The sequence below is a fragment of the Enterobacter sp. MF024 genome, from assembly GCF_005843915.1.
Taxonomy (GTDB): Bacteria; Pseudomonadota; Gammaproteobacteria; order Enterobacterales; family Enterobacteriaceae; genus Enterobacter; species Enterobacter barmai.
The window spans coordinates 73,466-99,177 of the sequence record NZ_VCBB01000005.1; the positions used below are offsets into that span (position 1 = coordinate 73,466).

24 protein-coding genes are annotated in these 25,712 nt (G+C 58.3%); 17 read left to right on the forward strand and 7 right to left on the reverse strand.

Annotation, left to right across the window (positions count from 1 at the left end; genetic code table 11):
* From pbpC to FFB58_RS09855, 12 genes are all read left to right on the forward strand, one after another.
* Entirely contained in the window at positions 1–2,325 is a 2,325-nt protein-coding gene (gene pbpC, locus FFB58_RS09800; RefSeq protein WP_138369999.1) for a peptidoglycan glycosyltransferase PbpC, read from the forward strand.
* 155 nt (positions 2,326–2,480) lie between these two features.
* A complete protein-coding gene (gene ndk / locus FFB58_RS09805; protein WP_039029721.1) occupies positions 2,481–2,912 on the forward strand; it encodes a nucleoside-diphosphate kinase in 432 nt (143 codons plus the stop codon).
* A 169-nt stretch (positions 2,913–3,081) separates the two neighbouring features.
* Positions 3,082–4,248, forward strand: coding sequence for a bifunctional tRNA (adenosine(37)-C2)-methyltransferase TrmG/ribosomal RNA large subunit methyltransferase RlmN (locus tag FFB58_RS09810; RefSeq protein ID WP_039029720.1), 1,167 nt, complete (start codon positions 3,082–3,084; stop codon positions 4,246–4,248).
* A 292-nt stretch (positions 4,249–4,540) separates the two neighbouring features.
* Positions 4,541–5,548 (forward strand): cytoskeleton protein RodZ, encoded by a 1,008-nt coding sequence (rodZ, locus tag FFB58_RS09815; RefSeq protein ID WP_138369760.1) that lies wholly within the window; start codon positions 4,541–4,543, stop codon positions 5,546–5,548.
* A gap of 30 nt (positions 5,549–5,578) precedes the next feature.
* Positions 5,579–6,697 carry a flavodoxin-dependent (E)-4-hydroxy-3-methylbut-2-enyl-diphosphate synthase gene (ispG, locus tag FFB58_RS09820; protein WP_039029718.1) on the forward strand — a complete coding sequence of 373 codons (1,119 nt, stop codon included), beginning with the start codon at positions 5,579–5,581 and terminating at the stop codon, positions 6,695–6,697.
* Between the two features lie 91 nt (positions 6,698–6,788).
* Positions 6,789–8,063, forward strand: a complete 1,275-nt coding sequence (gene hisS, locus FFB58_RS09825) for a histidine--tRNA ligase (RefSeq protein WP_138369761.1) — start codon at positions 6,789–6,791, stop codon at positions 8,061–8,063.
* A gap of 13 nt (positions 8,064–8,076) precedes the next feature.
* Positions 8,077–8,697 carry a YfgM family protein gene (locus FFB58_RS09830; protein WP_039029716.1) on the forward strand — a complete coding sequence of 207 codons (621 nt, stop codon included), beginning with the start codon at positions 8,077–8,079 and terminating at the stop codon, positions 8,695–8,697.
* Positions 8,698–8,707: 10 nt separating this feature from the next.
* Positions 8,708–9,886 carry an outer membrane protein assembly factor BamB gene (bamB, locus tag FFB58_RS09835; RefSeq protein WP_039029715.1) on the forward strand — a complete coding sequence of 393 codons (1,179 nt, stop codon included), beginning with the start codon at positions 8,708–8,710 and terminating at the stop codon, positions 9,884–9,886.
* A gap of 110 nt (positions 9,887–9,996) precedes the next feature.
* Complete coding sequence (gene der, locus FFB58_RS09840; RefSeq protein WP_039029714.1) at positions 9,997–11,469, forward strand: ribosome biogenesis GTPase Der; 1,473 nt, start codon at positions 9,997–9,999, stop codon at positions 11,467–11,469.
* A 308-nt stretch (positions 11,470–11,777) separates the two neighbouring features.
* The gene (locus FFB58_RS09845; protein ID WP_138369762.1) at positions 11,778–13,331 is read left to right on the forward strand and encodes a peptide MFS transporter; all 1,554 of its coding nucleotides are present in this window, start codon (positions 11,778–11,780) and stop codon (positions 13,329–13,331) included.
* A 59-nt stretch (positions 13,332–13,390) separates the two neighbouring features.
* The gene (locus FFB58_RS09850; protein WP_138369763.1) at positions 13,391–14,425 is read left to right on the forward strand and encodes a Gfo/Idh/MocA family oxidoreductase; all 1,035 of its coding nucleotides are present in this window, start codon (positions 13,391–13,393) and stop codon (positions 14,423–14,425) included.
* Positions 14,426–14,477: 52 nt separating this feature from the next.
* On the forward strand, positions 14,478–14,696 hold the full coding sequence (locus FFB58_RS09855; RefSeq protein ID WP_039029711.1) for a zinc ribbon domain-containing protein: 219 nt from the start codon (positions 14,478–14,480) through the stop codon (positions 14,694–14,696).
* On the opposite strand, the gene FFB58_RS09860 is transcribed toward FFB58_RS09855, so the two are convergent.
* The gene (locus FFB58_RS09860; RefSeq protein WP_138369764.1) at positions 14,693–15,043 is read right to left on the reverse strand and encodes a protealysin inhibitor emfourin; all 351 of its coding nucleotides are present in this window, start codon (positions 15,041–15,043) and stop codon (positions 14,693–14,695) included. The two genes, FFB58_RS09855 and FFB58_RS09860, sit on opposite strands and share 4 nt — an antisense overlap.
* Positions 15,044–16,063 carry a M4 family metallopeptidase gene (locus FFB58_RS09865; protein WP_138369765.1) on the reverse strand — a complete coding sequence of 340 codons (1,020 nt, stop codon included), beginning with the start codon at positions 16,061–16,063 and terminating at the stop codon, positions 15,044–15,046. It abuts the gene before it with no gap.
* 158 nt (positions 16,064–16,221) lie between these two features.
* On the opposite strand from FFB58_RS09865, the gene FFB58_RS09870 reads away from it, so the two are divergent.
* Together FFB58_RS09870 and FFB58_RS23140 are read left to right on the forward strand one after the other, a co-directional pair.
* On the forward strand, positions 16,222–17,037 hold the full coding sequence (locus FFB58_RS09870) for an MFS transporter (protein WP_353620501.1): 816 nt from the start codon (positions 16,222–16,224) through the stop codon (positions 17,035–17,037).
* Positions 17,007–17,315, forward strand: a complete 309-nt coding sequence (locus FFB58_RS23140; protein WP_353620502.1) for a hypothetical protein — start codon at positions 17,007–17,009, stop codon at positions 17,313–17,315. The genes FFB58_RS09870 and FFB58_RS23140 overlap by 31 nt, the downstream gene beginning before the upstream one ends.
* Here the strand turns inward: FFB58_RS23140 and xseA are convergent, their stop codons facing one another.
* Entirely contained in the window at positions 17,316–18,689 is a 1,374-nt protein-coding gene (xseA, locus tag FFB58_RS09875; protein ID WP_138369766.1) for an exodeoxyribonuclease VII large subunit, read from the reverse strand. It abuts the gene before it with no gap.
* A 159-nt stretch (positions 18,690–18,848) separates the two neighbouring features.
* Here xseA and guaB point away from each other — a divergent pair, with 159 nt between their 5' ends.
* Together guaB and guaA are read left to right on the forward strand one after the other, a co-directional pair.
* Positions 18,849–20,315, forward strand: coding sequence for an IMP dehydrogenase (gene guaB, locus FFB58_RS09880; protein WP_039029706.1), 1,467 nt, complete (start codon positions 18,849–18,851; stop codon positions 20,313–20,315).
* A 68-nt stretch (positions 20,316–20,383) separates the two neighbouring features.
* Positions 20,384–21,961, forward strand: coding sequence for a glutamine-hydrolyzing GMP synthase (guaA, locus tag FFB58_RS09885; protein ID WP_138369767.1), 1,578 nt, complete (start codon positions 20,384–20,386; stop codon positions 21,959–21,961).
* A gap of 61 nt (positions 21,962–22,022) precedes the next feature.
* Here the strand turns inward: guaA and FFB58_RS09890 are convergent, their stop codons facing one another.
* Genes FFB58_RS09890 through FFB58_RS09900 form a run of 3 tightly spaced genes read right to left on the reverse strand, consistent with a single transcriptional unit; the run spans position 22,023 to position 23,533 of the window.
* Positions 22,023–22,772 (reverse strand): alpha/beta hydrolase, encoded by a 750-nt coding sequence (locus tag FFB58_RS09890; protein ID WP_138369768.1) that lies wholly within the window; start codon positions 22,770–22,772, stop codon positions 22,023–22,025.
* A gap of 9 nt (positions 22,773–22,781) precedes the next feature.
* Positions 22,782–23,036: a YdgH/BhsA/McbA-like domain containing protein gene (locus tag FFB58_RS09895; RefSeq protein ID WP_138369769.1), complete on the reverse strand. Its 255-nt coding sequence runs from the start codon at positions 23,034–23,036 to the stop codon at positions 22,782–22,784.
* A gap of 35 nt (positions 23,037–23,071) precedes the next feature.
* On the reverse strand, positions 23,072–23,533 hold the full coding sequence (locus tag FFB58_RS09900; RefSeq protein WP_138369770.1) for a DUF6130 family protein: 462 nt from the start codon (positions 23,531–23,533) through the stop codon (positions 23,072–23,074).
* 220 nt (positions 23,534–23,753) lie between these two features.
* Between FFB58_RS09900 and FFB58_RS09905 the strand changes: the two genes are divergently transcribed.
* Positions 23,754–24,479 (forward strand): SDR family oxidoreductase, encoded by a 726-nt coding sequence (locus FFB58_RS09905; RefSeq protein ID WP_138369771.1) that lies wholly within the window; start codon positions 23,754–23,756, stop codon positions 24,477–24,479.
* Here the strand turns inward: FFB58_RS09905 and FFB58_RS09910 are convergent.
* Positions 24,476–25,657 carry an MFS transporter gene (locus FFB58_RS09910; protein WP_138369772.1) on the reverse strand — a complete coding sequence of 394 codons (1,182 nt, stop codon included), beginning with the start codon at positions 25,655–25,657 and terminating at the stop codon, positions 24,476–24,478. The two genes, FFB58_RS09905 and FFB58_RS09910, sit on opposite strands and share 4 nt — an antisense overlap.
* Positions 25,658–25,712 lie beyond the last annotated feature (55 nt).

Sequence of the window (25,712 nt, forward strand, 5' to 3'; positions counted from 1 at the left end):
GTGCGGGTTCGCGCTCTGTTACGCTCCCGCTGGCTGTGGCTGGCGGGGGCGCTTCTTCTGCTCTGGGGCGGCGTTGTTGCCGCCGATCGCCTGTGGCCGCTGCCGTTACATGAGGTCAACCCGGCTCGCGTGGTGGTGGACGAAAAAGGCATCCCGCTGTGGCGCTTTGCCGATCGCGACGGGATCTGGCGTTATCCGGTCACCATCGAAGAGGTTTCGCCACGCTATCTTGAGGCGCTGATCCAGTATGAAGATCGCTGGTTCTGGGATCATCCGGGCGTCAATCCCTTTTCGGTACTGCGCGCTGCCTGGCAGGATCTGATTGCCGGGAAGGTGATCTCGGGCGGCAGTACGCTGACCATGCAGGTGGCCCGTCTGCTGGATCCTCATTCCCGCACGCTGGGCGGCAAAGTCCGTCAGCTCTGGCGGGCGTTCCAGCTGGAGTGGCACCTTTCAAAACGTGACATTCTGACGCTCTATCTCAATCGCGCCCCGTTTGGCGGCACTCTGCAGGGAGTGGGGGCCGCAAGCTGGGCCTATCTGGGGAAATCCCCTGCGCAGTTGAGCTACTCCGAAGCCGCGCTGCTTGCCGTATTGCCGCAGGCGCCGAGCCGTTTACGCCCGGACCGCTGGCCGCAACGTGCCGAGGCGGCGCGCAATAAAGTCCTCAACCGCATGGCCTCTCAGGGCGTCTGGTCTGCGCGTCAGGTTAAAGAGTCGCAGGAAGAACCCGTCTGGCTGGCTCCCCGGCAGATGCCGCAGCTTGCGCCGCTGTTCTCGCGCATGATGCTGGGCAAAAGCCGGGACAGCAAAGTGGTGACTACTCTGGATGCCACGCTGCAGCGCCAGCTGGAAGAGCTGGCCCTGAACTGGAAGTCCCGCCTGCCACCCCGCAGTTCGCTGGCGATGATCGTCGTGGATCATACCGATATGAAGGTGCGCGGCTGGGTAGGATCGGTGGACATCAACGACGACAGCCGTTTCAGCCATGTGGATATGGTCAGCGCGATCCGATCCCCGGGATCGGTGCTGAAGCCGTTTGTCTATGGCCTGGCGATGGATGACGGGCTGATCCACCCGGCCTCGCTGCTGCAGGATGTGCCGCGACGCACCGGTGATTACCGTCCGGGTAACTTTGACAGCGGCTTTCACGGTCCGATCAGCATGAGCGAGGCGCTGGTGCGATCCCTGAACCTGCCCGCCGTTCAGGTGCTGGAGGCTTACGGGCCGAAAAAGTTTGCCGGGATGCTGCGTAACGTCGGATTACCGCTTCTTCTGCCTGCTGGCGCTCAGCCGAACCTCTCCCTGATCCTGGGGGGCGCCGGGGCGCGTCTGGAGGACATTGCCGCAGCGTACAGCGCCTTTGCCCGGCAGGGTCGTGCAGGGAAACTGCGTTTACAGCCAGCAGATCCGCTGCTCGAACGGCCCTTATTGTCGCCGGGGTCCGCGTGGATCATCCGGCGCATTCTGGCGAACGAGGCGCAGCCGCTGCCGGACAGCGCCCTTGCGCAGGTGGTGCCGCTGGCGGTAAAAACCGGCACCAGCTACGGCTATCGTGACGCATGGGCGATAGGGGTGAACGCGCGCTACGTGATTGGCATCTGGACCGGCAGGCCGGACGGCACCCCGGTGGCCGGACAGTTTGGCTTTGCCAGCGCCGTGCCGGTGTTGAATCAGGTCAACAATCTGCTGCAGTCGCGCTCGGCGCTGGAGGAAGCGCGTCTGCCGCGCGATCCGCGCCCTGAATCGGTGAGCCGCGGGGTGATCTGCTGGCCGGGCGGGCAGTCGCTCCCTGAAGGGGACAGCAACTGCCGCCGTCGGCTCGCGACCTGGCTGCTTGAAGGAAGCCAGCCGCCGACGCTGCTCCTGCCGGAGCAGGAGGGCATTCGCGGCATTCGTTTCCCGGTCTGGCTCGATAATAGCGGCAAATGGGTAGCGGCGGACTGCCCGCAGGCGCAGGAAAAAAGCGTGGACGTCTGGCCGCTGCCGCTGGAGCCGTGGCTTCCCCAGGCGGAGCGGCGATCGTCGCGCATTCCGCCTGCGTCAACAGCCTGCCCACCGCTGAACCAGGCCTTCCCGGCGCCGCTGCTGCTCTCCGGCATTCGTCAGGGAGCGGTGATTAGGCGTCTGCCGGGCGAGTCGCAGGTCTCGCTGCCTCTGCAGGTCAGCGGCAGCGACGGACCGCGCTGGTGGTTTCTCAACGGCGAACCGCTGAATGTCCAGGGACGGGTGTATACGCTGCGCCTTGAAAAGGCAGGGGATTATCAATTGCTGGTGATGGATGAGGCGGGGCAGGTGGCGACCGTGGATTTCAGCCTGCAATGAAGAAAACGCGTTTCGGCAAGGATCTGTTGTTAAAACTCGTCTTATTTTAAAAAAATGTTACATGCATCCATAGGCAATGGCGCCAATGCTCATTATAATCCGCGCCATATATTTCGCATGAATGCAAAACAACAGAACAAATCACAGAGGTAATCATGGCTATTGAACGTACTTTTTCCATCATCAAGCCAAACGCGGTGGCAAAAAACGTTATTGGCAGCATCTTTGCTCGCTTTGAAGCGGCAGGGTTCAAAATTGTTGGTACCAAAATGCTGCATCTGACCGTTGAGCAGGCTCGCGGTTTCTATGCTGAGCACGAAGGTCGCCCATTCTTCGACGGCCTGGTTGAGTTCATGACCTCTGGCCCAATCGTGGTTTCCGTACTGGAAGGCGAAAATGCCGTTCAGCGTCACCGCGATCTGCTGGGTGCAACTAACCCGGACAACGCGCTGGCAGGTACCCTGCGCGCAGATTACGCTGACAGCTTCACCGAGAACGGCACCCACGGTTCCGACTCCGTAGAATCTGCTAAACGTGAAATCGCCTACTTCTTCGCAGAAGGCGAAGTGTGTCCACGTACCCGTTAATTTAACGGTTTCGTTTACACATTATTTTCGTAAATGCCGCGTGCAAACGTGGCATCCCTGCACCAGACTTTGTACAATGCAACGCCCCGGACGAGCAGACCGCTTTCCGGGGCGTTTCTTTTCAACCCTCCACGGGCCATAACGTGTAACAACGAGGCCGGAAAATATTATGTCTGAATTAGTTAACACCTCCGAAGTCGCCATTCCTGCGGTTCCCAATAAAAATGGAAAAATCAACCTGCTGGACCTGAACCGTCAGCAGATGCGCGAGTTCTTCAAAGAGATGGGCGAGAAGCCGTTTCGTGCCGACCAGGTCATGAAATGGATGTACCACTATTGCAGCGACAACTTTGATGACATGACTGACATCAATAAAGTGCTGCGCAACAAGCTTAAAGAAGTGGCCGAAATCCGCGCCCCGGAAGTGGTGGAAGAGCAGCGTTCAGCTGATGGCACCATCAAGTGGGCGATTGCGGTTGGCGATCAGCGCGTTGAGACGGTTTATATCCCGGAAGACGATCGCGCTACCCTGTGCGTCTCCTCCCAGGTGGGTTGTGCGCTGGAGTGTAAATTCTGCTCCACGGCGCAGCAGGGCTTTAACCGTAACCTGCGCGTATCTGAGATTATCGGCCAGGTGTGGCGCGCGGCGAAAATCGTCGGTGCGGCAAAAGTCACCGGCACCCGTCCTATCACCAACGTGGTGATGATGGGGATGGGCGAGCCGCTGCTGAACCTGACTAACGTGGTTCCGGCGATGGAAATCATGCTCGACGACTTCGGTTTTGGCTTGTCCAAACGTCGCGTTACGCTCTCCACTTCAGGCGTTGTGCCCGCGCTGGATAAACTCGGCGATATGATTGACGTTGCGCTGGCTATTTCGCTGCACGCGCCAAACGACACCATTCGCGATGAGATCGTGCCAATCAACAAGAAGTACAACATTGAGACCTTCCTGAACTCGGTTCGCGGCTACATTTCGAAGTCCAACGCCAACCAGGGACGCGTCACCATTGAGTACGTCATGCTGGATCACGTCAACGACGGGACCGAGCACGCTCACGAGCTGGCGGCACTGCTGAAAGACACGCCGTGCAAGATCAACCTGATCCCATGGAACCCGTTCCCGGGCGCGCCGTATGGCCGTAGCTCAAACAGCCGTATCGACCGTTTCTCCAAGGTTCTGATGGAGTATGGCTTTACCACTATCGTGCGTAAAACCCGCGGTGATGATATCGATGCCGCCTGCGGTCAGCTGGCCGGTGACGTTATCGACCGTACCAAGCGTACGCTGCGTAAACGTATGCAGGGCGAGTCCATCGCCATCAAGTCCGTGTAATTATTATGCAGTCACGGCGCGTTAATTGCGCCGTGGCGGCTGCGGATGCGAATAAACAGTCATTGCGCCGGTTTATGGGTAATAATTACGGTGCGTTTTATATGACTTTAAGGCAGTATGTAACGACGCAACAACAGTTTAGCCTCACTGACAAGCCGCCTCTGCCAATGTAAACCTGACAGGGTTGTGCGGTCTTACTAAGGTTAACTGACCAGAAGTTTCGCGGTGCGGGTGGCATTGTGACTCACCGGCGCCAGGATCCTCAATTTTCACGTACCATTAGTTGTAGCGAATGAATACTGAAGCCACTCACGACCAAAATGCAGCACTTTCCACTGGCGTTCGTCTTCGCAACGCCCGTGAACAACTCGGACTAAGCCAGCAAGTCGTTGCGGAGCGCTTATGTCTGAAGGTTTCCACGGTCCGCGATATTGAAGAAGATAAGGCTCCTGCCGATCTTGCTTCAACGTTTCTGCGTGGTTATATCCGCTCATATGCGAAACTGGTGCATATCCCTGAAGATGAACTGCTGCCAATGATGGAAAAACAGGCACCGGTCAGAGCGGCGAAAGTCGCGCCGATGCAGAGTTTTTCCCTGGGCAAGCGTCGTAAAAAACGTGATGGCTGGCTGATGAGCTTTACCTGGCTGGTGCTGTTTGTGGTGATCGGCCTGACGGGCGCATGGTGGTGGCAAAACCACAAGGCGCAGCAGGAAGAGATCACCACCATGGCCGATCAGACTTCAGCCGAGCTGAACAACTCAGCGGGCGATGGTGCCCAGAGCATCCCGCTGAATACCGATGCTTCTGCGACCGCCAGCGAAACGCAGGCACCAGCAACCGGCACTCAGGATACGGCAACGGCGCAGAGTGCTGCGCCAACCGCCGAACAGACGGCGCAGGCACCCGCAGACAACGCGGTGGTTTCGCCATCTCAGGCTAACGTTGACGCTGCACCTGCAACGGCTCCTGCGGCAACGGCAGATGCCACCCAGACGTTGCCTTCCGATCCGGCAGGCGTGGCGGCAGCACCTGCCGACCCGAACGCGCTGGTGATGAACTTCACTGCCGATTGCTGGCTGGAAGTGACCGATGCAACGGGCAAAAAGCTGTTCAGCGGCCTGCAGCGTAAAGACGGGAATTTAAATCTGACAGGCCAGGCGCCGTACAAGCTCAAGATTGGTGCTCCGGCTGCGGTGCAGATCCAGTTCCAGGGTAAACCTGTCGATCTGAGCCGTTTTATCAGAACTAACCAGGTTGCGCGTCTGACCGTAAATGCCGAACAATCAGCAGCACAGTAAGTAACAGACAGGCAACGCGGGAGATTTTCCATGCATAACCAGGCTCCTATTCCACGTAGAAAATCGAAACGTATTTACGTCGGGAATGTGCCAATTGGCGATGGTGCCCCCATCGCCGTTCAGTCGATGACCAACACCCGCACCACGGATGTGGAAGCGACGGTCAATCAGATCAAAGCATTAGAACGTGTAGGCGCAGACATTGTCCGCGTTTCCGTGCCCACGATGGATGCGGCAGAAGCGTTCAGGCTCATCAAGCAGCAGGTCTCTGTTCCGCTGGTTGCCGATATTCACTTCGATTACCGTATCGCGCTGAAAGTGGCGGAATACGGCGTCGATTGCCTGCGTATCAACCCCGGCAATATCGGTAGCGAAGAGCGTATCCGCGCGGTGGTTGATTGCGCCCGTGACAAGAACATCCCCATCCGCATCGGCGTGAACGCCGGTTCTCTGGAAAAAGATCTGCAGGAAAAATACGGCGAACCGACCCCTCAGGCGCTGCTCGAATCCGCTATGCGTCATGTGGATCATCTCGATCGTCTGAACTTCGACCAGTTCAAAGTCAGCGTGAAAGCCTCCGATGTTTTCCTTGCCGTCGAATCCTATCGTCTGCTGGCGAAGCAGATCGACCAGCCGCTGCACCTCGGGATCACCGAAGCCGGTGGCGCCCGCAGTGGGGCAGTGAAATCAGCCATTGGCCTCGGTCTGCTATTGAACGAAGGCATCGGCGATACCTTGCGCGTCTCGCTGGCCGCCGATCCGGTGGAAGAGATTAAGGTCGGTTTCGACATTCTGAAATCCCTGCGTATTCGTGCCCGCGGCATCAACTTTATCGCCTGCCCGACCTGTTCGCGCCAGGAGTTCGATGTCATTGGTACCGTGAATGCGCTTGAGCAGCGTCTGGAAGATATTATCACCCCAATGGACGTCTCGATCATCGGCTGTGTGGTGAACGGTCCGGGTGAAGCGCTGGTGTCAACACTTGGCGTTACGGGCGGCAACAAGAAAAGTGGTCTCTATGAAGATGGCGTTCGCAAAGATCGTCTGGATAATGGCGACATGATTGATCAGCTTGAAGCCCGTATCCGCGCCAAAGCGGCCATGCTGGATGAAGCGCAGCGCATCAGCGTGCTCCAGGTCGAAAAATAACGTGATGGGAAGCGGTCTGCTTCCTGTGTATGATTGAACCCTTCGGTTATGAACCCCAGGGTTCATTTTTGTCTATAGAAAGAGAACAAACGTGGCAAAGAATATTCAAGCCATTCGCGGCATGAACGATTATCTGCCTGGCGAGACCGCCATCTGGCAGCGCATTGAAGGCACCCTGAAACAGGTGCTCGGCAGCTACGGTTACAGCGAAATCCGTTTGCCGATTGTAGAGCAGACCCCGTTATTCAAACGCGCTATCGGCGAAGTCACCGACGTGGTTGAAAAAGAGATGTACACCTTTGAGGATCGTAACGGCGACAGCCTGACCTTACGTCCGGAAGGTACGGCGGGATGTGTACGCGCCGGCATCGAGCATGGTCTCCTGTACAATCAGGAGCAACGCCTGTGGTATATCGGCCCGATGTTCCGCCACGAACGTCCGCAGAAAGGCCGCTACCGTCAGTTTAACCAGCTGGGTGTCGAAGCCTTTGGCCTGCAGGGCCCGGACATCGACGCTGAGCTGATCATGCTGACCGCCCGCTGGTGGCGTGCGCTGGGCATTGCCGAGCACGTTACGCTGGAGCTGAACTCTATCGGCTCTCTCGAAGCGCGCGCTAACTACCGCGATGCCCTGGTCGCATTCCTGGAACAGCACAAAGAGAAGCTGGACGAAGACTGCAAACGCCGTATGTACAGCAACCCGCTGCGCGTGCTGGACTCCAAGAACCCGGACGTACAGGCACTGCTGAACGATGCGCCTGCGCTGGGCGATTACCTGGATGACGACTCCCGCGAACATTTTGCCGGTCTGTGCAAACTGCTGGAAGGTGCCGGTATCACCTATACGGTTAACCAGCGTCTGGTACGTGGTCTCGACTACTATAACCGCACCGTATTTGAGTGGGTCACCAGCAGCCTCGGATCACAGGGTACTGTCTGTGCCGGCGGTCGTTACGACGGCCTGGTAGAGCAGTTAGGCGGTCGTCCTGCACCTGCAGTTGGCTTTGCCATGGGCCTGGAGCGACTTGTTTTGTTAGTTCAGGCAGTTAATCCGGAATTTAAAGCCGATCCTGTTGTCGATATATACCTGGTAGCCTCAGGCGCGGAAACGCAGTCTGCGGCAATGCAGCTTGCTGAAAGCGTGCGCGATGCGCTGCCGGACGCTAAGCTGATGACCAACCACGGCGGCGGCAACTTTAAGAAACAGTTCGCCCGTGCCGATAAGTGGGGCGCGCGTATCGCACTGGTACTCGGCGAGTCAGAAGTGGCTAACGGCGAAGTCGTAGTGAAAGATCTGCGCTCTGGTGAGCAAACAACGGTAACGCAGGACGGCGTTGCGGCGCACTTGCGCACTCTACTGGGCTAAGGAGAAGGACTGCGTGGAAATTTACGAGAACGAAAACGACCAGGTTGATGCGATCAAACGCTTCTTTGCCGAAAACGGCAAGGCCCTGGCTGTTGGGGTAATTTTAGGTATTGGCGCGCTGGTGGGCTGGCGTTACTGGAACAGTCATCAGGTCGATTCGGCGCGCGGTTCTTCCTTACAGTATGAAAATACCGTGAGCGCAATCCGCGCCGATCAGCCGCAAACGCTGACGGCGGCAGAGAAATTTGCCGCTGACAATAAAAACACCTACGGCGCGCTGGCGTCGCTGGAAGTGGCTCAGCAGCTGGTTGATAAAAATGAGCTGGATAAAGCGGCAGCACAGCTGCAGCAGGGTCTGGCAGCAGCTAAAGACGATAACCTGAAAGCGGTTATCAATCTGCGCCTTGCCCGTATTCAGGTTCAGCAGAAGAAAGCTGACGAAGCGCTGAAGACGCTGGACAGCGTTAAAGGTGAAGGTTTTGCCGCTATTGTCGCCGACCTGCGTGGTGAAGCACTGCTGAGCAAAGGTGACAAACAGGGCGCGCGCAGCGCGTGGGAAGCTGGCGTGAAAAGTAACGCCTCCCCAGCGCTGAGCGAAATGCTGCAGATGAAAATAAATAATTTGTCCGTCTGAGAGGGACCCGATGCAATTGCGTAAATTACTTCTGCCAGGACTGCTTTCCGTTACGTTATTGAGCGGCTGTTCACTGTTCAGCGGCGAAGAAGATGTTGTCACCATGTCGCCACTGCCGACGGTTGAAAACCAGTTTGAGCCATCCACCGCCTGGAGCACCTCCGTGGGCGGTGGTATTGGCGATTTCTACTCTAACCTGCACCCGGCATCAGCGGACGGCGTTGTCTATGCGGCTGACCGCAAAGGCACGGTGAAAGCCCTGAACGCCGATGACGGCAAAGAAGTCTGGTCGGTTAACCTCGCCGAGAAAAGCGGCTGGCTGTCACGCACGCCAGCGCTGCTGTCAGGTGGCGTAACGGTTGCCGGTGGCCATGTCTATATCGGTAGCGAGAAGGCCCAGGTCTATGCCCTTAACGCCAGCGATGGTTCCATTGCCTGGCAGACCCGCGTGGCTGGCGAAGCACTCTCTCGTCCGGTCGTCAGCGATGGCATGGTGCTGGTACATACCGCAAACGGCCAGCTGCAGGCGCTGAACGAAACTGACGGCGCGGTGAAGTGGACCGTAAACCTGGATATGCCTGCGCTCTCCCTGCGCGGTGAATCTGCTCCGGCCACCGCGTTTGGTGCTGCCATCGTGGGCGGTGATAACGGTCGCGTCAGCGCCGTGCTGATGCAGCAGGGCCAGTTGATCTGGCAGCAGCGTATCTCTCAGGCTACCGGTCCGACCGAAATCGACCGTCTGAGCGACGTGGATACCACCCCGGTTATCGTCAACGGCGTGGTGTATGCCCTGGCCTATAACGGCAACCTGACCGCGATGGATCTGCGTAGCGGCCAGATCATGTGGAAACGTGAGCTGGGCTCGGTGAATGATTTCATCGTCGATGGCAACCGCATCTATCTGGTCGATCAGAACGACCGCCTGCTGGCCCTGAGCACTGAAGGCGGCGTGACGCTGTGGACGCAAAGCGATCTGCTGCACCGTCTGCTGACCGCACCGGCGCTCTATAACGGCAGCCTGGTGGTGGGTGATAGCGAAGGTTACATGCACTGGATTGACCCGAGCAACGGTCGTTTTGTTGCCCAGGAGAAAGTCGACAGTTCCGGTTTCCTGACCGAGCCGGTATCGGTTGACGGCAAACTGCTGATCCAGGCAAAAGACGGTACGCTGTACGCGATCACGCGTTAATCACCGCGGTTGTAGTATACTCAACGGCTCCTGTTGCTTCAGGGGCCGTTTTGATTTTTTAAAAAACGCCGCAAACGCGACGTGATATCGAATTTTATGAGGCTTTAAACATGGTACCTGTGGTCGCGCTTGTCGGGCGCCCGAACGTTGGAAAATCCACTCTTTTTAACCGTTTAACACGCACCCGTGATGCGCTGGTTGCGGATTTCCCGGGGCTCACGCGTGACCGTAAGTACGGTCGTGCCGAAGTGGAAGGTCGTGAGTTTATCTGTATCGATACCGGTGGTATCGACGGTACAGAGGACGGCGTTGAAACCCGCATGGCGGAGCAATCCCTGCTGGCGATTGAAGAAGCCGACATCGTGCTGTTTATGGTCGACGCGCGTGCGGGCCTGATGCCTGCTGACTCGGCTATCGCCAAGCACCTGCGCTCGCGTGAAAAAGCCACCTTCCTGGTGGCAAACAAAACTGACGGCATCGATCCCGATCAGGCGATGGCGGATTTCTGGTCATTGGGCCTGGGCGACATCTATCCGATCGCCGCCTCTCACGGCCGTGGCGTGACCAGCCTGCTGGAAACCGCACTCCTGCCGTACGTTGACGAGATCAGCCCGCCGGAAGAGGTCGATGAAGACGCAGAATACTGGGCGCAGTTCGAAGAAGGTGAAGAGGGCGAAGAAGAGCCTGAAGACGACTTCAACCCGCAGGATCTGCCGATCAAGCTGGCGATTGTTGGTCGTCCGAACGTAGGTAAGTCCACACTTACTAACCGCATCCTCGGTGAAGACCGCGTGGTGGTGTACGACATGCCGGGCACGACCCGCGACAGCATCTATATCCCGATGCAGCGCGACGAGCGCGAATACGTGCTGATCGACACCGCGGGCGTGCGTAAGCGCGGCAAAATCACCGACGTGGTGGAAAAATTCTCGGTAATCAAAACTCTGCAGGCGATTGAAGACGCCAACGTGGTGATGCTGGTTATCGATGCCCGTGAAGGCATCTCCGATCAGGATCTCTCCCTGCTCGGCTTTATCCTCAATAGTGGGCGCTCACTGGTTATCGTCGTCAACAAGTGGGATGGCCTGAGCAATGAAGTACGTGAGCAGGTGAAAGAGACGCTGGACTTCCGTCTCGGCTTTATCGACTTTGCCCGCGTGCACTTTATCTCTGCCCTGCACGGCAGCGGCGTCGGCAACCTGTTCGAATCCGTTCGCGAAGCCTACGACAGCTCCACCCGTCGTGTGGGTACCGCGATGCTGACCCGCATCATGACCATGGCGGCAGAAGACCATCAGCCACCGCTGGTGCGCGGTCGTCGCGTGAAGCTGAAGTATGCCCACGCGGGGGGTTATAACCCGCCTATCGTGGTTATCCACGGTAACCAGGTGAAGGATCTGCCCGATTCTTACAAACGCTACCTGATGAACTACTTCCGCAAATCGCTGGACGTGATGGGTACGCCGATTCGCATTCAGTTCAAGGAAGGGGACAACCCGTTTGCCAACAAACGCAACACCCTGACCCCGAACCAGATGCGTAAACGTAAGCGTTTGATTAAGCACATTAAGAAAAGCAAGTAATTAGCCGATCTGCTGAAAAGCCCGCGCCTGTCGCGGGTTTTTTTATGCCTCAGTTCTACCGAAAGCAACGAATAATTATTGATGTGATGTCAATCACTATTCATGTTTATCCAACATAAAATCTAAGAAATAAGACGATTGTCGAATTTTCATCTTTTGGTGATGGGGTGGGGGCTGGACAAAAGTAGCCTCAGGTTATCAAATGGTTAAATAACATTTCGCCGGATGTAAAAAAGCCGCCAGAACACTCTCTGCGTGGCCGACCTCCGGTGTTTACAAGCACGACGACACATCATCTCGGGAGAATTATGCAATCCTCTGTTAATAAAAACGAAAGCCGAACTTTCTTCGGCCATCCTTATCCACTTGGCTCGCTGTTCTTCACCGAGATGTGGGAGCGCTTCTCGTTTTACGGCATTCGTCCACTACTGATCCTGTTTATGGCCGCCACCGTCTATGACGGCGGGATGGGGCTGGCGCGTGAAAACGCCTCCGCCATCGTCGGTATCTTTGCCGGGACCATGTACCTGGCCGCGCTGCCGGGCGGCTGGCTGGCGGATAACTGGCTCGGACAGCAGAGAGCGGTCTGGTACGGTTCAATTCTGATCGCGCTCGGCCACCTGTCGATTGCGCTGTCTGCGGTAATGGGCAACAACCTGTTCTTTATCGGCCTGATGTTTATTGTCCTTGGTTCGGGTCTGTTTAAAACCTGTATCTCGGTAATGGTCGGCACCCTGTATAAGAAAGGCGATGCGCGTCGTGACGGCGGCTTCTCGCTGTTCTATATGGGCATCAACATGGGCTCATTTATCGCGCCGCTGATCTCCGGCTGGCTGATTAAATCTCACGGCTGGCACTGGGGCTTTGGCATCGGCGGCATCGGGATGCTGGTCGCGCTGGTCATCTTCCGCCTGTTTGCCGTTCCGGCGATGAAACGCTACGACAGCGAAGTGGGGCTGGACTCCACCTGGAACAGCCCGGTGGTGAAGAAAAACGGCGTTGGCGGCTGGCTGCTGGCGCTGGCAGCGGGTGTCGCGATTATCGTCACTCTGATCGCCCAGGGCGTGATTGTAATTAACCCGGTTGCCGTGGCCAGCGTGCTGGTTTACTTCATTGCCGCCTCGGTGGCCCTCTACTTCATCTGGCTGTTTGTCTTTGCCGGTCTGAACCGTAAAGAGCGCGCCAGGCTACTGGTCTGCTTCATTCTGCTGGTGTCTGCGGCGTTCTTCTGGTCTGCGTTCGAGCAAAAACCGACGTCATTTAACCTGTTTGCCAACGACTACACTAATCGCATGATCGGTGATTTCGAAATCCCGGCCGTGTGGTTCCAGTCGATTAACGCCCTGTTTATTATTCTGCTGGCACCGGTCTTTAGCTGGGCGTGGCCGAAGCTGGCGAGCAACAACATTCGCCCGAGCAGCATCACCAAGTTCGTGATCGGCATTCTGTGCGCGGCAGGCGGCTTTGGCCTGATGATGCTGGCGGCGCAGAACGTCCTCAGTAACGGTGGGGCAGGCGTTTCTCCGTTCTGGCTGGTGGGCAGTATCCTGATGCTGACCCTCGGTGAACTGTGCCTGAGCCCGATTGGTCTGGCGACCATGACCCTGCTGGCTCCGGAAAGAATGCGCGGCCAGATGATGGGGCTGTGGTTCTGCGCCAGCGCCCTGGGCAACCTGGCGGCGGGCCTGATTGGCGGCCACGTGAAGGCTGACCAGCTGGATATGCTGCCGGATCTCTTCGCGCGCTGCTCCGTTGCTCTGCTGATTTGTGCCGCCGTTCTAACGGTGCTCATTGTTCCGGTGCGTCGTATGCTGGAAAATGCGCAGACGAAAAGTGAGCCGAAACCCGTAACTAACGCCTGAATCTGAACGACATTGCCGGGGCGTGGTTACGCGCCGGCAATGCAACGAAAGAGGTTCAGATGCAGATTGGGTTTGTTGGACTTGGCGCGGTAGTCGAAACCGCCTATTTGCCCGCATTACAAGGTACCTTTGCTGAATCACTTCCCTGTCCGGGATTTGATATCCAGCCCGCGAAAACCCTGGATGGCGTTACGCGAGTTCCAACCCTTGCCGACCTTCTTGCCGGACCCCTCGATACGCTGTTTATCACCACCGCATCGCTACAACACCTTGACGTGCTTGAGCAGGCGCTGGCGTCTTCCATCCCGCGCATCGTGGTGGAAAAACCGATCGTCGCCACCCTGGGCCAGACCGAAAAACTGAGATCGCTGCTGGCGAGGCCGGAGGCAGCCGCGCGGGTGCTGGCACTCGATCACTGGATGGCGCGCATAAACCTGGTGCGCCTGGGGCTGGTCAGACACCTTTCTGATATCGTCAGGATCGAGGGTTTTTTGCAGGAGCCAAGCGGGTTTAACGCGGCGGGTGAGCCCATCGCGCTTAACTTTGCCACCGGCGAGCCGGATACCCGGACGCTTCGCCATCCGGATGGGGTAATCCTGGATATCGGCACCCACGTGCTGGCGATGATGCGCGAGACGGTGCGGTATCTGGGCGGCAGCGGCGAGCTTGCTTTACAGGTCGTGACGGCCAGAGATCGGCTGGGGCGCGATATCGCCAGAGGCGATATGACCACTGCCGAAGGCGAGGCGCATCTTCAGGGGACGATGGGCGGCGTGCCGGTGGATATCTGGCTGAACAAATATGCCGGGCCGTCAGGCGGGCAAAAAGGGCTGCGACTGCATCTGCGGGACGGACGCATCATCAGCCACGACCGGCGCGGGGCAGAGGATGTGCTGACGCTCACCGACGGCGAGCAGGTTCAGTGCTGGCGCTTTGGCGGCACGATTTACGCGAACTGTCTGGCAGAACACATTCTGGGAGAGCAGAGCCTGTTTGTACGCGACCCGCAGGAGGTGAGCCGCACAACGCAGCGGCGGCTGGAAGAGGTTGAGCTCCTGCTGAGATTACAGCAGCAGCTGCGTGGCCCTCACTGAGCGCATCGTGGTAAAATCGATTGAGTACTGAATATCCTTCAAAGGAGTCATCATGTCGATTACCTGCCCGGAATGTCACGCAGAGCTGGAGCCGCAAAACGGTGTGGCGCACTGCGAGAGCTGCAATAAAGATATTGCCCTGGAAGCCCGCTGCCCGGAGTGCCATCAGCCACTCCAGGTGTTAAAAGCCTGCGGTGCGGTGGATTATTTCTGCCAGAACGGCCACGGGCTGATCTCGAAAAAGCGCGTGGAGTTCGTCGCGGCTGACTAATCGCATACGCAGCCTTCGCCTTTTTGCCAGAGTTCGACCAGCGACTCTGGCGCTTCCTGTTCGGGAACCAGCACGATGATGTCGGTGTATTGCGCCTGATTGTGCCGGGTCCAGATTATCTGAATGCGAAAATAGCGCTGGTCGCCGCCGCCGGGTGACGACGGCTGGCCGGGCGGCTCTCCACGAGGAATCGCCTGCTGAAGTATGTTCACCACGCGCTGGCGCTGTGCACTGTTAAGCGTCGAGAGAGCGATTCGCCGCAACCCGCTGAGATGCGGGATATAGGCCACGCCACCTTCACGCGCCAGCTCGACGACCGCGTCTTCGGTCAGTTCCGGAACCTGCATTCACAACACTCCCACCTGTTTCCAGGCTTGTTCAATGGCTGCTGCGACGTCGCCACCCGATCGCTTTTCACCGTGGGCAACCGTCAGTTTCGCAAAGGCGTCAAAATCTGCATCTTGCGCCAGCTGTCGATCGCAAACCGTGTCATACCATGCATAACCGGCTTTCTCCCAGGCGTTGCCGCCAATGGCCGTTGCAGCAAGATAAAACGCGCGATTGGGAATGCCTGAATTAAGATGCACGCCGCCGTTATCTTCGCGCGTTTTGATAAAGTCTTTCATGTGCGCGGGCTGCGGATCTTTTCCGAGCAGCGGATCGTTATAGGCGGTGCCGGGCTCTGACATCGATCGTAGCCCCTTGCCGTTGATCCCTTCAGCCAGCAGTCCTCCACCAATCAGCCAGTCGGCTTCATCAGCCGTTTGCTTCAGGTGATACTGTTTCACCAGCGAGCCGAAAACGTCCGATAAAGACTCATTCAGCGCGCCCGATTGTTCAAAGTAGATTAGCCCGGCTTCGGTTTCGGTCACCCCATGGCTAAGTTCATGCGCCACTATGTCAATGGCAATGGTGAAGCGGTTAAATATCTCGCCGTCGCCATCGCCAAACACCATCTGCTGACCATTCCAGAAAGCGTTCTGATATTCCCGCCCATAATGAACGGTGCCCGTCAGCATCAGCCCTTTATTATCCAGCGAGTCGCGGTGATAATTTTTCCAGAAAAATTCATGGGTGATACCTAAATAATCATAGGCTTCATCGACAGTAATATCCCCGTTTGACGGCTGCCCCTCATAACGCACCTGAATGCCAGGCAGTTCCTGGGCCTGTTTTGCATCATAAATATCACGCTCCAGCTGCCCGGTTTTATTCACGTGCGGCGCGGCGGGTTTACCTGGCATATGGGCCATCAGCGTTTGTACATGCGTCAGCGTCTGGCGGGCGCAACGCTGTTGAGGCTCAGAGCCACTCTCAATAATACGACGAAGAATATAGGGCGGGATCACGCTGTGAATTCGGGTCATGCTTCTCTCCTGTTTCTGGCAATGCCGAAAAAAGAAACACTTTCAGTGTAAATGATGAAGCCGGGGGCGGGGAGAAGTCGGAGTATTCGTACCGGTAAAAACTGGCACAACGCCTTCTCAGCGTTTAGGTTTTTTACAGCGGCAATAAGAGGAGCGTAATGAACAGACCGATCGCACTGGGTATAACCGGGTTCTCATTAATCGCGGTGACATACGGCATGGCGAGATTTTCCTGGGGGTTGATGCTGCCCGATATCCGTCAGGACATTCCTTTCTCACCCCAGGTTGCCGGGTTGATTGCAGCCTGCAGCTATGCGGCTTATTGCCTGTCAGTGTTTTTTGCCTCTTTCCTCACCAGTCGCTATGGCCCTCGCGTACCGGCTTTGCTGGCCGCCGCCACGGCCGCAAGTGGGCTGATTATTCTGGCTTTCTCGGCGCTGCCGCTTACCCTGGCGACAGGATTATTTATTGCCGGATTGAGTTCTGGCCTGGCCTCACCCGCGCTTGCCGGGGCCGTAAATGACACCATTGCCCCGGATCGCCAGACCCTGGTGAATACCGTCATTAATGCCGGAACAAGCGCCGGGATCATCCTCTCGGTGCCGGTTCTGCTTTTTATGCCCGGCGGCTGGCGGGCGGCCTGTATCGTCTTTGCCCTGCTGGCACTGCTCTGCCTGCTGGCAGCCTGGCGTTATCTGCCGGGTCTGGCTTCGCGCAAGCGTGAACAAACGCCATCCTGGCGCGAGTCGCTTCGCAAGCCGGGAATGTTCCGGCTGTTAAGTATTGCTTTTGTGAGCGGCGTTGCCAGCGCCGCCTGGTGGAGTTTTGGCCCGGAGCTGCTCAGGAATCATAGCGGGCTTGATAGCGCCGTCACGCGGGTTCTGTGGCTGGTGAGCGGCGGGGCAGGGATCCTGGCCGTGTTTACCGGGGATCGCAGATTTTCATGGCCGCTTCGCTGTTGGCTCTGGCGTTAAGTGAAGGGTTTGCCTGGTGGCTCGTCCCGGTGGTAGCGATGAGCGGGGCGGGATACGTTATTTTATCCGGCGTACTGCTGGTGCAGGGGGCGGTTATCGCTCATCCGTCACCGGCTGTGGGGGTCAGTATGGCTTTTCTGATGCTGGCAGCCGGGCAAATTGTCGGCTCCGTGGTGTTTGGCCTGTTGCTGGGAATGGCGGGCGCAGCGGTCGCGCTGGTCATTTTTTCCGGGCTGTCCTGGGTGATGCTTGCCGTCACGCCGGACGGCCAACAATAATTACGCTTTTTTGCGCGCGCGCGTTTTCTTCACCGGCGTTACGCCTTTCACTTCGCTCTCTACCCAGCCGTCTGACAGCCGGGTGGTGAGCACATCCCCGGCTTTGACCTGTTTCGTCTGCTTCAGCACTTTGCCGTCGGTGGCGGTGGTCACGCTGTAACCGCGCGCCAGCGTTGAAAGCGGGCTGACGGCTTCAAGATGGGTGACCGCATTACCAAAGCGCTCGCGGGTGCTGCCGAGGCGGGCGCGCACGTTCTCAGCCAGCCGGTATTCCAGCTGCTGGATACGCGTCTGCGCGCGCCAGATGCGCGGCTGCGGGTTCTGCTGATTAAGACGCTGAGAGGTTCGCTGCTGGCGCTGCACCGCGCGTTTAAGCTGGTTGTCCACCGCGAGGTTCATCCGCTGGCGCAGGCGTTCCAGCACTGTCTGCTGGCGCGCCAGACGCAGCTGCGGGTGCTGCTGCTGCAGTCGATGATGAAGCTGGGTAAAGCGACGGGTGCGGTTGGCAAGGAAATAGTCCATCGCCATCTCGAGGCGCTGCTGGCCGTTCTGGATCTGGCGCAGCAGTTCCAGCTGGTTCCGGCTCACCATTTCTGCTGCCGCGGACGGCGTTGGTGCCCGCAGGTCGGCGACAAAATCGGCGATGGTGACGTCGGTTTCATGGCCGACGGCGCTCACCACCGGGATCCGGCTGGCAAAAATGGCCCGCGCGACCCGCTCGTCGTTAAAGCTCCAGAGATCTTCCAGCGAGCCGCCGCCGCGCCCGACGATCAGTACATCACACTCCTGACGGGCGTTAGCGAGCTGAATGGCGCGAACAATCTGCCCCGGCGCGTCCTCGCCCTGAACGGCGGTCGGGTAGATCACGACCGGCAGGGAAGGGTCGCGGCGTTTCAGCACGTGCAGAATGTCATGCAGCGCGGCGCCGGTTTTCGAGGTGATCACCCCCACGCAGTGGGCAGGGGAGGGGAGCGGTTGCTTATATTGCTGATCGAACAGCCCTTCTGCTGAAAGTGCGGCTTTCAGCTGCTCGTATTTCTGCTGTAGAAGCCCTTCACCCGCAGGCTGCATGCTTTCAACGATAATCTGGTAATCACCGCGCGGCTCGTACAGAGTGATACTGGCGCGAACCAGCACCTGCTGCCCGTGCTGCGGCCGGAACGTCACCCGCCGGTTGCTGTTGCGGAACATCGCGCAGCGCACCTGAGCGGTGTTGTCTTTCAGGGTGAAGTACCAGTGACCGGAAGCTGGCTGTGTGAAATTGGAGATCTCTCCGCTGATCCACACCTGGCCAATTTCCTGCTCAAGCAGCAAACGGACCGTCTGATTAAGGCGGCTGACGGTAAAAATTGAGGGGGACTGGGAGGATAACATGTGAGCGGGATCAAATTCTAAATCAGCAGGTTATTCAGTCGATAGTAACCCGATAAGAGGCAATCGCAAGCATTTTTTATAAAAAAGTGTAGATGCAATCGGTTACGCTCTGTATAATGCCACGGCAATATTTAACCACCCAGGTCAGAGATATTGCCCATGCTACGTATCGCTAAAGAAGCACTGACGTTTGACGACGTCCTCCTCGTTCCCGCTCATTCCACCGTTCTGCCGAATACTGCCGACCTCAGCACGCAGTTGACCAAAACCATTCGCCTGAACATTCCTATGCTCTCCGCGGCAATGGACACCGTGACTGAAGCGCGCCTGGCTATCGCCCTGGCTCAGGAAGGCGGCATTGGCTTTATTCATAAAAACATGTCTATCGAGCGCCAGGCGGAAGAAGTTCGCCGCGTGAAGAAGCATGAATCTGGCATCGTTACCGACCCACAAACCGTCCTGCCAACCACCACCCTGCACGAAGTGAAAGCGCTGACCGAGCGTAACGGCTTCGCAGGCTACCCGGTTGTGACCTCCGATAACGAACTGGTGGGCATCATCACTGGCCGTGACGTCCGTTTCGTCACCGACCTGAACCAGCCGGTCAGCGTCTATATGACCCCGAAAGAGCGTCTGGTCACCGTACGTGAAGGTGAATCCCGCGACGTGGTCTTCGCCAAAATGCATGAAAAACGCGTTGAAAAAGCGCTGGTTGTGGACGATGGCTTCCACCTGCGCGGCATGATCACCGTTAAAGATTTCCAGAAAGCAGAACGTAAACCCAACGCCTGTAAAGACGAGCATGGCCGTCTGCGCGTCGGCGCGGCAGTTGGCGCGGGCGCCGGCAACGAAGAGCGCGTTGACGCGCTGGTTGCTGCGGGCGTTGACGTCCTGCTGATCGACTCCTCCCACGGCCACTCCGAAGGCGTGCTGCAGCGTATTCGTGAAACCCGTGCAAAATACCCTGATCTGCAGATCATCGGCGGTAACGTAGCGACCGGCGCGGGCGCGCGTGCCCTGGCCGACGCGGGTTGCAGCGCGGTGAAAGTAGGTATTGGCCCAGGCTCCATCTGTACTACCCGTATCGTGACCGGCGTAGGCGTTCCGCAGATCACCGCCGTATCTGACGCGGTCGAAGCGCTGGAAGGGACCGGCATTCCGGTTATCGCTGACGGCGGCATCCGCTTCTCTGGCGACATCGCCAAAGCCATCGCGGCCGGTGCGGCAGCGGTCATGGTCGGTTCCATGCTGGCGGGTACCGAAGAGTCTCCGGGCGAAATCGAACTGTTCCAGGGGCGTTCTTATAAATCCTACCGCGGTATGGGTTCCCTGGGCGCGATGTCCAAAGGCTCCTCCGACCGTTACTTCCAGACCGACAACGCCGCTGACAAACTGGTGCCGGAAGGTATCGAAGGTCGCGTGGCCTATAAAGGCTACCTGAAAGAGATCATCCACCAGCAGATGGGCGGCCTGCGCTCCTGTATGGGCCTGACCGGCTGTGGTACCATTGACCTGCTGCGTACTAAAGCGGAATTCGTGCGTATCAGCGGTGCGGGTATCCAGGAAAGCCACGTTCACGACGTGACGATCACCAAAGAGTCTCCGAACTACCGTATGGGCTCCTGATTAATTTCCGCGCCCGGCTCTAAGCCGGGCGCTCTGTTTTTGTTTCACTTGCCTCGGAATTAGCGTCAATGACGGAAAACATTCATAAACATCGCATTCTCATCCTCGATTTCGGTTCTCAATATACTCAGCTGGTGGCACGTCGCGTGCGTGAGCTGGGCGTTTACTGCGAACTGTGGGCGTGGGATGTTACGGAAGCTCAGATTCGCGAGTTCAATCCAAGCGGCATCATCCTCTCCGGCGGCCCGGAAAGCACCACCGAAGACAACAGCCCGCGCGCGCCGCAGTACGTATTCGAAGCCGGTGTGCCGGTGTTCGGCGTCTGCTACGGCATGCAGACCATGGCGATGCAGCTGGGTGGTCACGTCGAAGGTTCAAACGAGCGTGAATTCGGCTACGCGCAGGTTGAAGTACAGACCGACAGCGCCCTGATCCGCGGTATCGAAGACTCCCTGACCGCCGACGGCAAACCGCTGCTCGACGTCTGGATGAGCCACGGCGACAAAGTCACCGCGATCCCGTCCGACTTCGTGACCGTCGCCAGCACCGAAACCTGCCCGTTCGCGATCATGGCGAACGAGGAAAAACGCTTCTACGGCGTGCAGTTCCACCCGGAAGTGACCCATACCCGTCAGGGTATGCGCATGCTGGAGCGCTTTGTTCGCGATATCTGCCAGTGTGAAGCCCTGTGGACGCCTGCAAAAATTATCGACGACGCCGTTGAGCGTATCCGCCAGCAGGTGGGTGACGACAAGGTGATCCTCGGCCTGTCCGGCGGCGTTGACTCCTCCGTAACCGCGATGCTGCTGCACCGCGCCATCGGTAAAAACCTGACCTGCGTCTTCGTGGACAACGGCCTGCTGCGTCTGAACGAAGCCCAGCAGGTAATGGACATGTTTGGCGACCACTTCGGCCTGAATATCGTTCACGTTGAAGGCGAGAAGCGCTTCCTCGACGCGCTGGAAGGCGAAAACGATCCGGAAGCCAAACGTAAAATCATCGGCCGCGTGTTCGTTGAAGTGTTCGACGAAGAAGCGCTGAAGCTGGAAGACGTGAAGTGGCTGGCACAGGGCACCATCTACCCTGACGTGATCGAGTCCGCGGCGTCTGCCACCGGTAAAGCACACGTCATCAAATCTCACCACAACGTGGGCGGCCTGCCGAAAGAGATGAAGATGGGTCTGGTTGAGCCGCTGCGTGAGCTGTTCAAAGACGAAGTGCGTAAGATCGGTCTGGAGCTGGGTCTGCCGTATGACATGCTCTACCGTCACCCGTTCCCGGGTCCGGGTCTGGGCGTTCGCGTGCTGGGTGAAGTGAAGAAAGAGTACTGCGACCTGCTGCGTCGCGCCGACGCGATCTTCATCGAAGAACTGCACAAAGCTGACCTGTACAACAAAGTGAGCCAGGCGTTCACCGTGTTCCTGCCGGTTCGTTCCGTTGGCGTAATGGGCGATGGCCGCAAGTACGACTGGGTTGTCTCCCTGCGTGCGGTAGAGACCATCGACTTTATGACCGCGCACTGGGCGCACCTGCCGTATGACTTCCTGGGCCGTGTGTCTAACCGCATCATCAACGAAGTGAACGGTATTTCCCGCGTGGTGTATGACATCAGCGGTAAGCCGCCAGCAACGATCGAGTGGGAATAATTCCCGCCCGTTAAGCGTTAAAAAATCAAGCCCGCCTCTCGCGGGCTTTTTTTCGCTGGTCTCATTTCACCGCTTGCTCAATCACCCGGGCAATCTCCTCGGGATGGCTCACCATTGAAACATGGCTTGCCGCCACCTCACTGGTTTTCGCATCGATCGCCTTCGCCATCGCGCGTTCCAGATCCGGGTTGATCATCCGGTCATTTTTGCTCACCACATACCAGCTCGGCTTATCGTGCCAGGCCGCGTGGGTCACCTTTTCTGCAAAAGCCTCCGCGCGGATCGGGCCCTGGGTTGCCACCAGCGTGTTTTGCTCTGCGGCCTGAATGTCCGGGGCAAAATCCTGGCGTACCGATTTGCCAGGCAGATAGAGGAAACCGTCTGCGGTTTTGGCGATGCCTGCGCTGCCCGGCGGGGCGGGGAAGCTGTTTGCCAGGTCCGCCGTCGACTGGCCCGAGTCCGGGGCAAACGCCGCCACATACACCAGCGATTTAACCCGCGCATCGTTACCCGCCTCGCTGATGACCGTGCCGCCCCAGGAGTGCCCCACCAGCACCACATCCCCCTGAGCCCGGGCGATGGCGCGCCGGGTGGCGGCCACATCGTCCTGCAGCGAGGTGAGCGGCAGTTGAACGGCAATGACGTCGGTATGCTGGCGTTGCAGGTCGCTAATCACGCGGTTCCAGCTGCTGCCGTCGGCAAAAGCCCCGTGCACCAGCACCACGGTTTTATCGTTGTTCGCCAGCGCAGCCCCGCTGGCAGAGGCCAGCAGCAGGCTGGCCATCAGGGTGAGTGTAAACCGTTTTTTCATGATTAAGCCTCAGCGATAAATATCGGCGGTGCCTGACAGGGTGTTATTTCCCCCGGCGGAGGTAATGCGAAACGCGCTGGCGCCCGCTTTGGCTGCTTTGGCCTGCAGTTTTGCCTCCAGATCCGCGAGCGACGATGCGCCGCTGCTGTCGGAAACAGTGCCGATCTTTTGTTGCCCCTGGGCCTGGTTAATTTCCTGGGCTGCGAACGCGGATGACGTCATGGCAGCAGTGAAGGTCAGGACAGCAATCAGTAATGTTTTCATGGTTAAAACCCTTAAAAATAAGTGAGTGGTTGCGTTCAGTGCATCGCCCCAGCATGCGGCGGCACGGTAAATTCGACGGTTTTACGATCGACAGGCTTATGGGTTGGATCGGCAAGAATAATGGTCACCTTGTGATGGCCTGCAGGCAGTCCCACCAGAATGACCGGCTCGCCGCTGGCGTCCGCCCAGTGCCAGGGGTTGTCATCCACGATGACGTGGATATGGCCGATGCGCGGCGTTACTTTTAGCGCCTCGGGCCCGAACACGGGTTCAATACGCATGCTCTCTGTACGGTATTGAATAAAGACCGCGCCTTTACTCAGCGGGCCTGCCAGGGGCGGATCCACAATCAGCTTCGCCGGATGCTGGAGCTGTTCGGGCGGTGCAACGGCGGCGGGGCCGTTAACATCTGCCGCGCTGAGGCCGCTTAACGGCGCGGCCCAGGTGCAGGCTGATGTCAGTGCGAACAGAGCGAGCAGTAAATGTCGACGCATCATTCGGGTATCTCCTCTTCAGGTCATCAATGGCGACAGATACAGAAAACCATTTTTATGTATCGGGTCTGTTTGCTGTGGGCGGCTTTTTTGTATGGCTGCGTAAGCAGGAGGGTGTGGATACAGTGCGATACATTCCGCGCAAGCGCGGGGGCATTTTCGCTGGCATGGTGTCTGCAGAGGCACCCGGGTGGGTGCTTAAGCAAACAGGAGAATGACCATCATGAATCACGAAAAAGTAGCGTTGGTTTTCGGCGGGGCGCGCGGTATCGGGGCGGCCATTGCGATACGTCTGGCGCACGACGGCTACCGGGTAGCCATCACATGGGTATCTCGTCCCGACAGGGCGCAGGACGTGGTCTCAACCATTGAACGCCAGGGCGGGCAGGCGATAGCTATAGAAGCCGACAGCGCTGATGCGGCGGCAATCCAGGCGGCAGTCGATAAGACGCTGCACCGCTACGGCAGGCTGGATGTTGCCGTGGTGAACGCGGGTGTGCTTCGCCCAGGGACGATTGAGGAGTATGCGCTGGCGGATCTGGATACTACCCTGGCCGTCAACGTGCGCGGCGTCTTTCTCGCCATTCAGGCGGCGGTAAAAACGATGGCTGAAGGGGGAAGAGTTATCACCATCGGCAGCAATACCGCGGTGCGCACGGGCCATGCGGGCAGCAGCGTTTACGCCATGAGTAAAGCGGCGGTGGCATCGATGGTGCAAAACCTCGCTCTGGATCTGGCACCACGGCGCATCACCATAAACAACATCCAGCCGGGGCCGGTTGCCACCGATATGACAGCCAGCATGGTGGACCAGATTACTCCGCTCGTCCCCCTGCAACGTATCGGTAAGCCGGAAGAGATCGCCTCGCTGGCAGCCTGGCTTGCCGGTGAGTCTTCCGGTTACATGACCGGTTCAAGTCTGACCATTGACGGCGGATTTGTCCTTTAGTCGGTGAGGGCAGGGATGCCCTCACCATCACGCACTGCCTGGCTCTTCACAATGGCCACAGCCAGCCCGGCGATCGCCAGCGTTAACCCCCACGAAATCCACATTGCGCCCATCACGCCCAGCGCCCGGTTCAGCCAGGCATAAGCCAGCGGGGATGCCGCCGCCATCAGCTGGGCGGGGATCAGCAGCACCCCGGTGCGTCTGGCGTACTCTTCCGGCGCAAACAGCTGCAAGGGCAGGGTCGCTTTTACGATGGTTACCAGACCGTTAATCGCCCCGTAGCCCAATACAAAACCGGCGGCCGACCAGAGCCATAGCAGGCTGCTCAGACCCAGCAAAAAGCAGACCGGCATCGCAAGGGCGGTGAGCAGCGTGAGGCGCAGCGGAGTGAGCCCCGCTCCGGCGATCACCTCCAGAAAGCGTGCGCCGGTCTGCCCGATGCCCCAAAGCATGCCGACGGCAACCGGCAGGCCGAGGCTGGCGATAAATTCCGGCAGATGGGTGGAGGTGCCGTTGGAGACAAAGGTGATTAGTGCGATAAACGCGGCGTACAGCCAGCCGTTGCGCCGATCCTGTCCCCCGCCAGATACGGCAGGTTTATTGACGACAGGGCGCGTTTGATTGGGTAACGACAGGGTTAACGCCGCGCTCAGCAAGCCGAACAGGGCATAAACGAGCAGCGCGTCACGCCAGCTCATGCGTGTCAGCAGCGCCTCGCCCAGCGGCCAGAACACTACCGAGGCCAGCCCCCCTGCCAGCGTGACGCGGGAGATGGTTCGCCGCGCCAGCTGGCCGTAGAGATTGACCAGCGCCGCAAACAGCGCGTCGTACAGCGCCAGGCGCATGCCGATGCCGGTCAATATCCAGGCGCTGTACCAGGCGACGAGGGAGTGCGACTCCGCCATCAGCAAACAGCTAAAAGCGAGCAGCAGAGAGCCTGTCATCACCACCCGCTGGCCCCCGGCCCGCGCCAGGAGGCGGGCAACAAAGGGCGAGAGAGCGGCCATCACCAGCATGGCGAGCGTCAGGCCCGAGTAAATTTGCGCAGAAGACCAGCCGATATCGGCGGCGATCGCCCGGGCAAAGGTGCCCGGCATATAAAAGGAGATCCCCCAGTTGATAAGCTGGTTACAGCCGGTGGTGAGGGGGATGGCGCAGGGTATGGCAGGGTTTTTCATTATCTTTCATTCCATCAGGGAGTTATCCTGAGCATATCCACTGCATCAGGGCGCA

Bases quoted from the DNA above. Each gene is read 5' to 3' on its own strand.
- FFB58_RS09850 (WP_138369763.1), top strand. From the start codon at position 13,391: ATGCAGATTGGGTTTGTTGGACTTGGCGCGGTAGTCGAAACCGCCTAT.
- FFB58_RS09895 (WP_138369769.1), bottom strand. From the start codon at position 23,036: ATGAAAACATTACTGATTGCTGTCCTGACCTTCACTGCTGCCATGACG.
- FFB58_RS09870 (WP_353620501.1), top strand. From the start codon at position 16,222: ATGAACAGACCGATCGCACTGGGTATAACCGGGTTCTCATTAATCGCG.
- FFB58_RS09910 (WP_138369772.1), bottom strand. From the start codon at position 25,657: ATGAAAAACCCTGCCATACCCTGCGCCATCCCCCTCACCACCGGCTGT.
- ispG (WP_039029718.1), top strand. From the start codon at position 5,579: ATGCATAACCAGGCTCCTATTCCACGTAGAAAATCGAAACGTATTTAC.
- FFB58_RS09890 (WP_138369768.1), bottom strand. From the start codon at position 22,772: ATGAAAAAACGGTTTACACTCACCCTGATGGCCAGCCTGCTGCTGGCC.
- guaA (WP_138369767.1), top strand. From the start codon at position 20,384: ATGACGGAAAACATTCATAAACATCGCATTCTCATCCTCGATTTCGGT.
- FFB58_RS09855 (WP_039029711.1), top strand. From the start codon at position 14,478: ATGTCGATTACCTGCCCGGAATGTCACGCAGAGCTGGAGCCGCAAAAC.
- FFB58_RS09865 (WP_138369765.1), bottom strand. From the start codon at position 16,063: ATGACCCGAATTCACAGCGTGATCCCGCCCTATATTCTTCGTCGTATT.
- guaB (WP_039029706.1), top strand. From the start codon at position 18,849: ATGCTACGTATCGCTAAAGAAGCACTGACGTTTGACGACGTCCTCCTC.
- FFB58_RS09905 (WP_138369771.1), top strand. From the start codon at position 23,754: ATGAATCACGAAAAAGTAGCGTTGGTTTTCGGCGGGGCGCGCGGTATC.
- der (WP_039029714.1), top strand. From the start codon at position 9,997: ATGGTACCTGTGGTCGCGCTTGTCGGGCGCCCGAACGTTGGAAAATCC.
- xseA (WP_138369766.1), bottom strand. From the start codon at position 18,689: ATGTTATCCTCCCAGTCCCCCTCAATTTTTACCGTCAGCCGCCTTAAT.
- FFB58_RS09860 (WP_138369764.1), bottom strand. From the start codon at position 15,043: ATGCAGGTTCCGGAACTGACCGAAGACGCGGTCGTCGAGCTGGCGCGT.
- FFB58_RS09810 (WP_039029720.1), top strand. From the start codon at position 3,082: ATGTCTGAATTAGTTAACACCTCCGAAGTCGCCATTCCTGCGGTTCCC.
- FFB58_RS09845 (WP_138369762.1), top strand. From the start codon at position 11,778: ATGCAATCCTCTGTTAATAAAAACGAAAGCCGAACTTTCTTCGGCCAT.
- ndk (WP_039029721.1), top strand. From the start codon at position 2,481: ATGGCTATTGAACGTACTTTTTCCATCATCAAGCCAAACGCGGTGGCA.
- FFB58_RS09900 (WP_138369770.1), bottom strand. From the start codon at position 23,533: ATGATGCGTCGACATTTACTGCTCGCTCTGTTCGCACTGACATCAGCC.
- rodZ (WP_138369760.1), top strand. From the start codon at position 4,541: ATGAATACTGAAGCCACTCACGACCAAAATGCAGCACTTTCCACTGGC.
- FFB58_RS23140 (WP_353620502.1), top strand. From the start codon at position 17,007: ATGGCCGCTTCGCTGTTGGCTCTGGCGTTAAGTGAAGGGTTTGCCTGG.
- bamB (WP_039029715.1), top strand. From the start codon at position 8,708: ATGCAATTGCGTAAATTACTTCTGCCAGGACTGCTTTCCGTTACGTTA.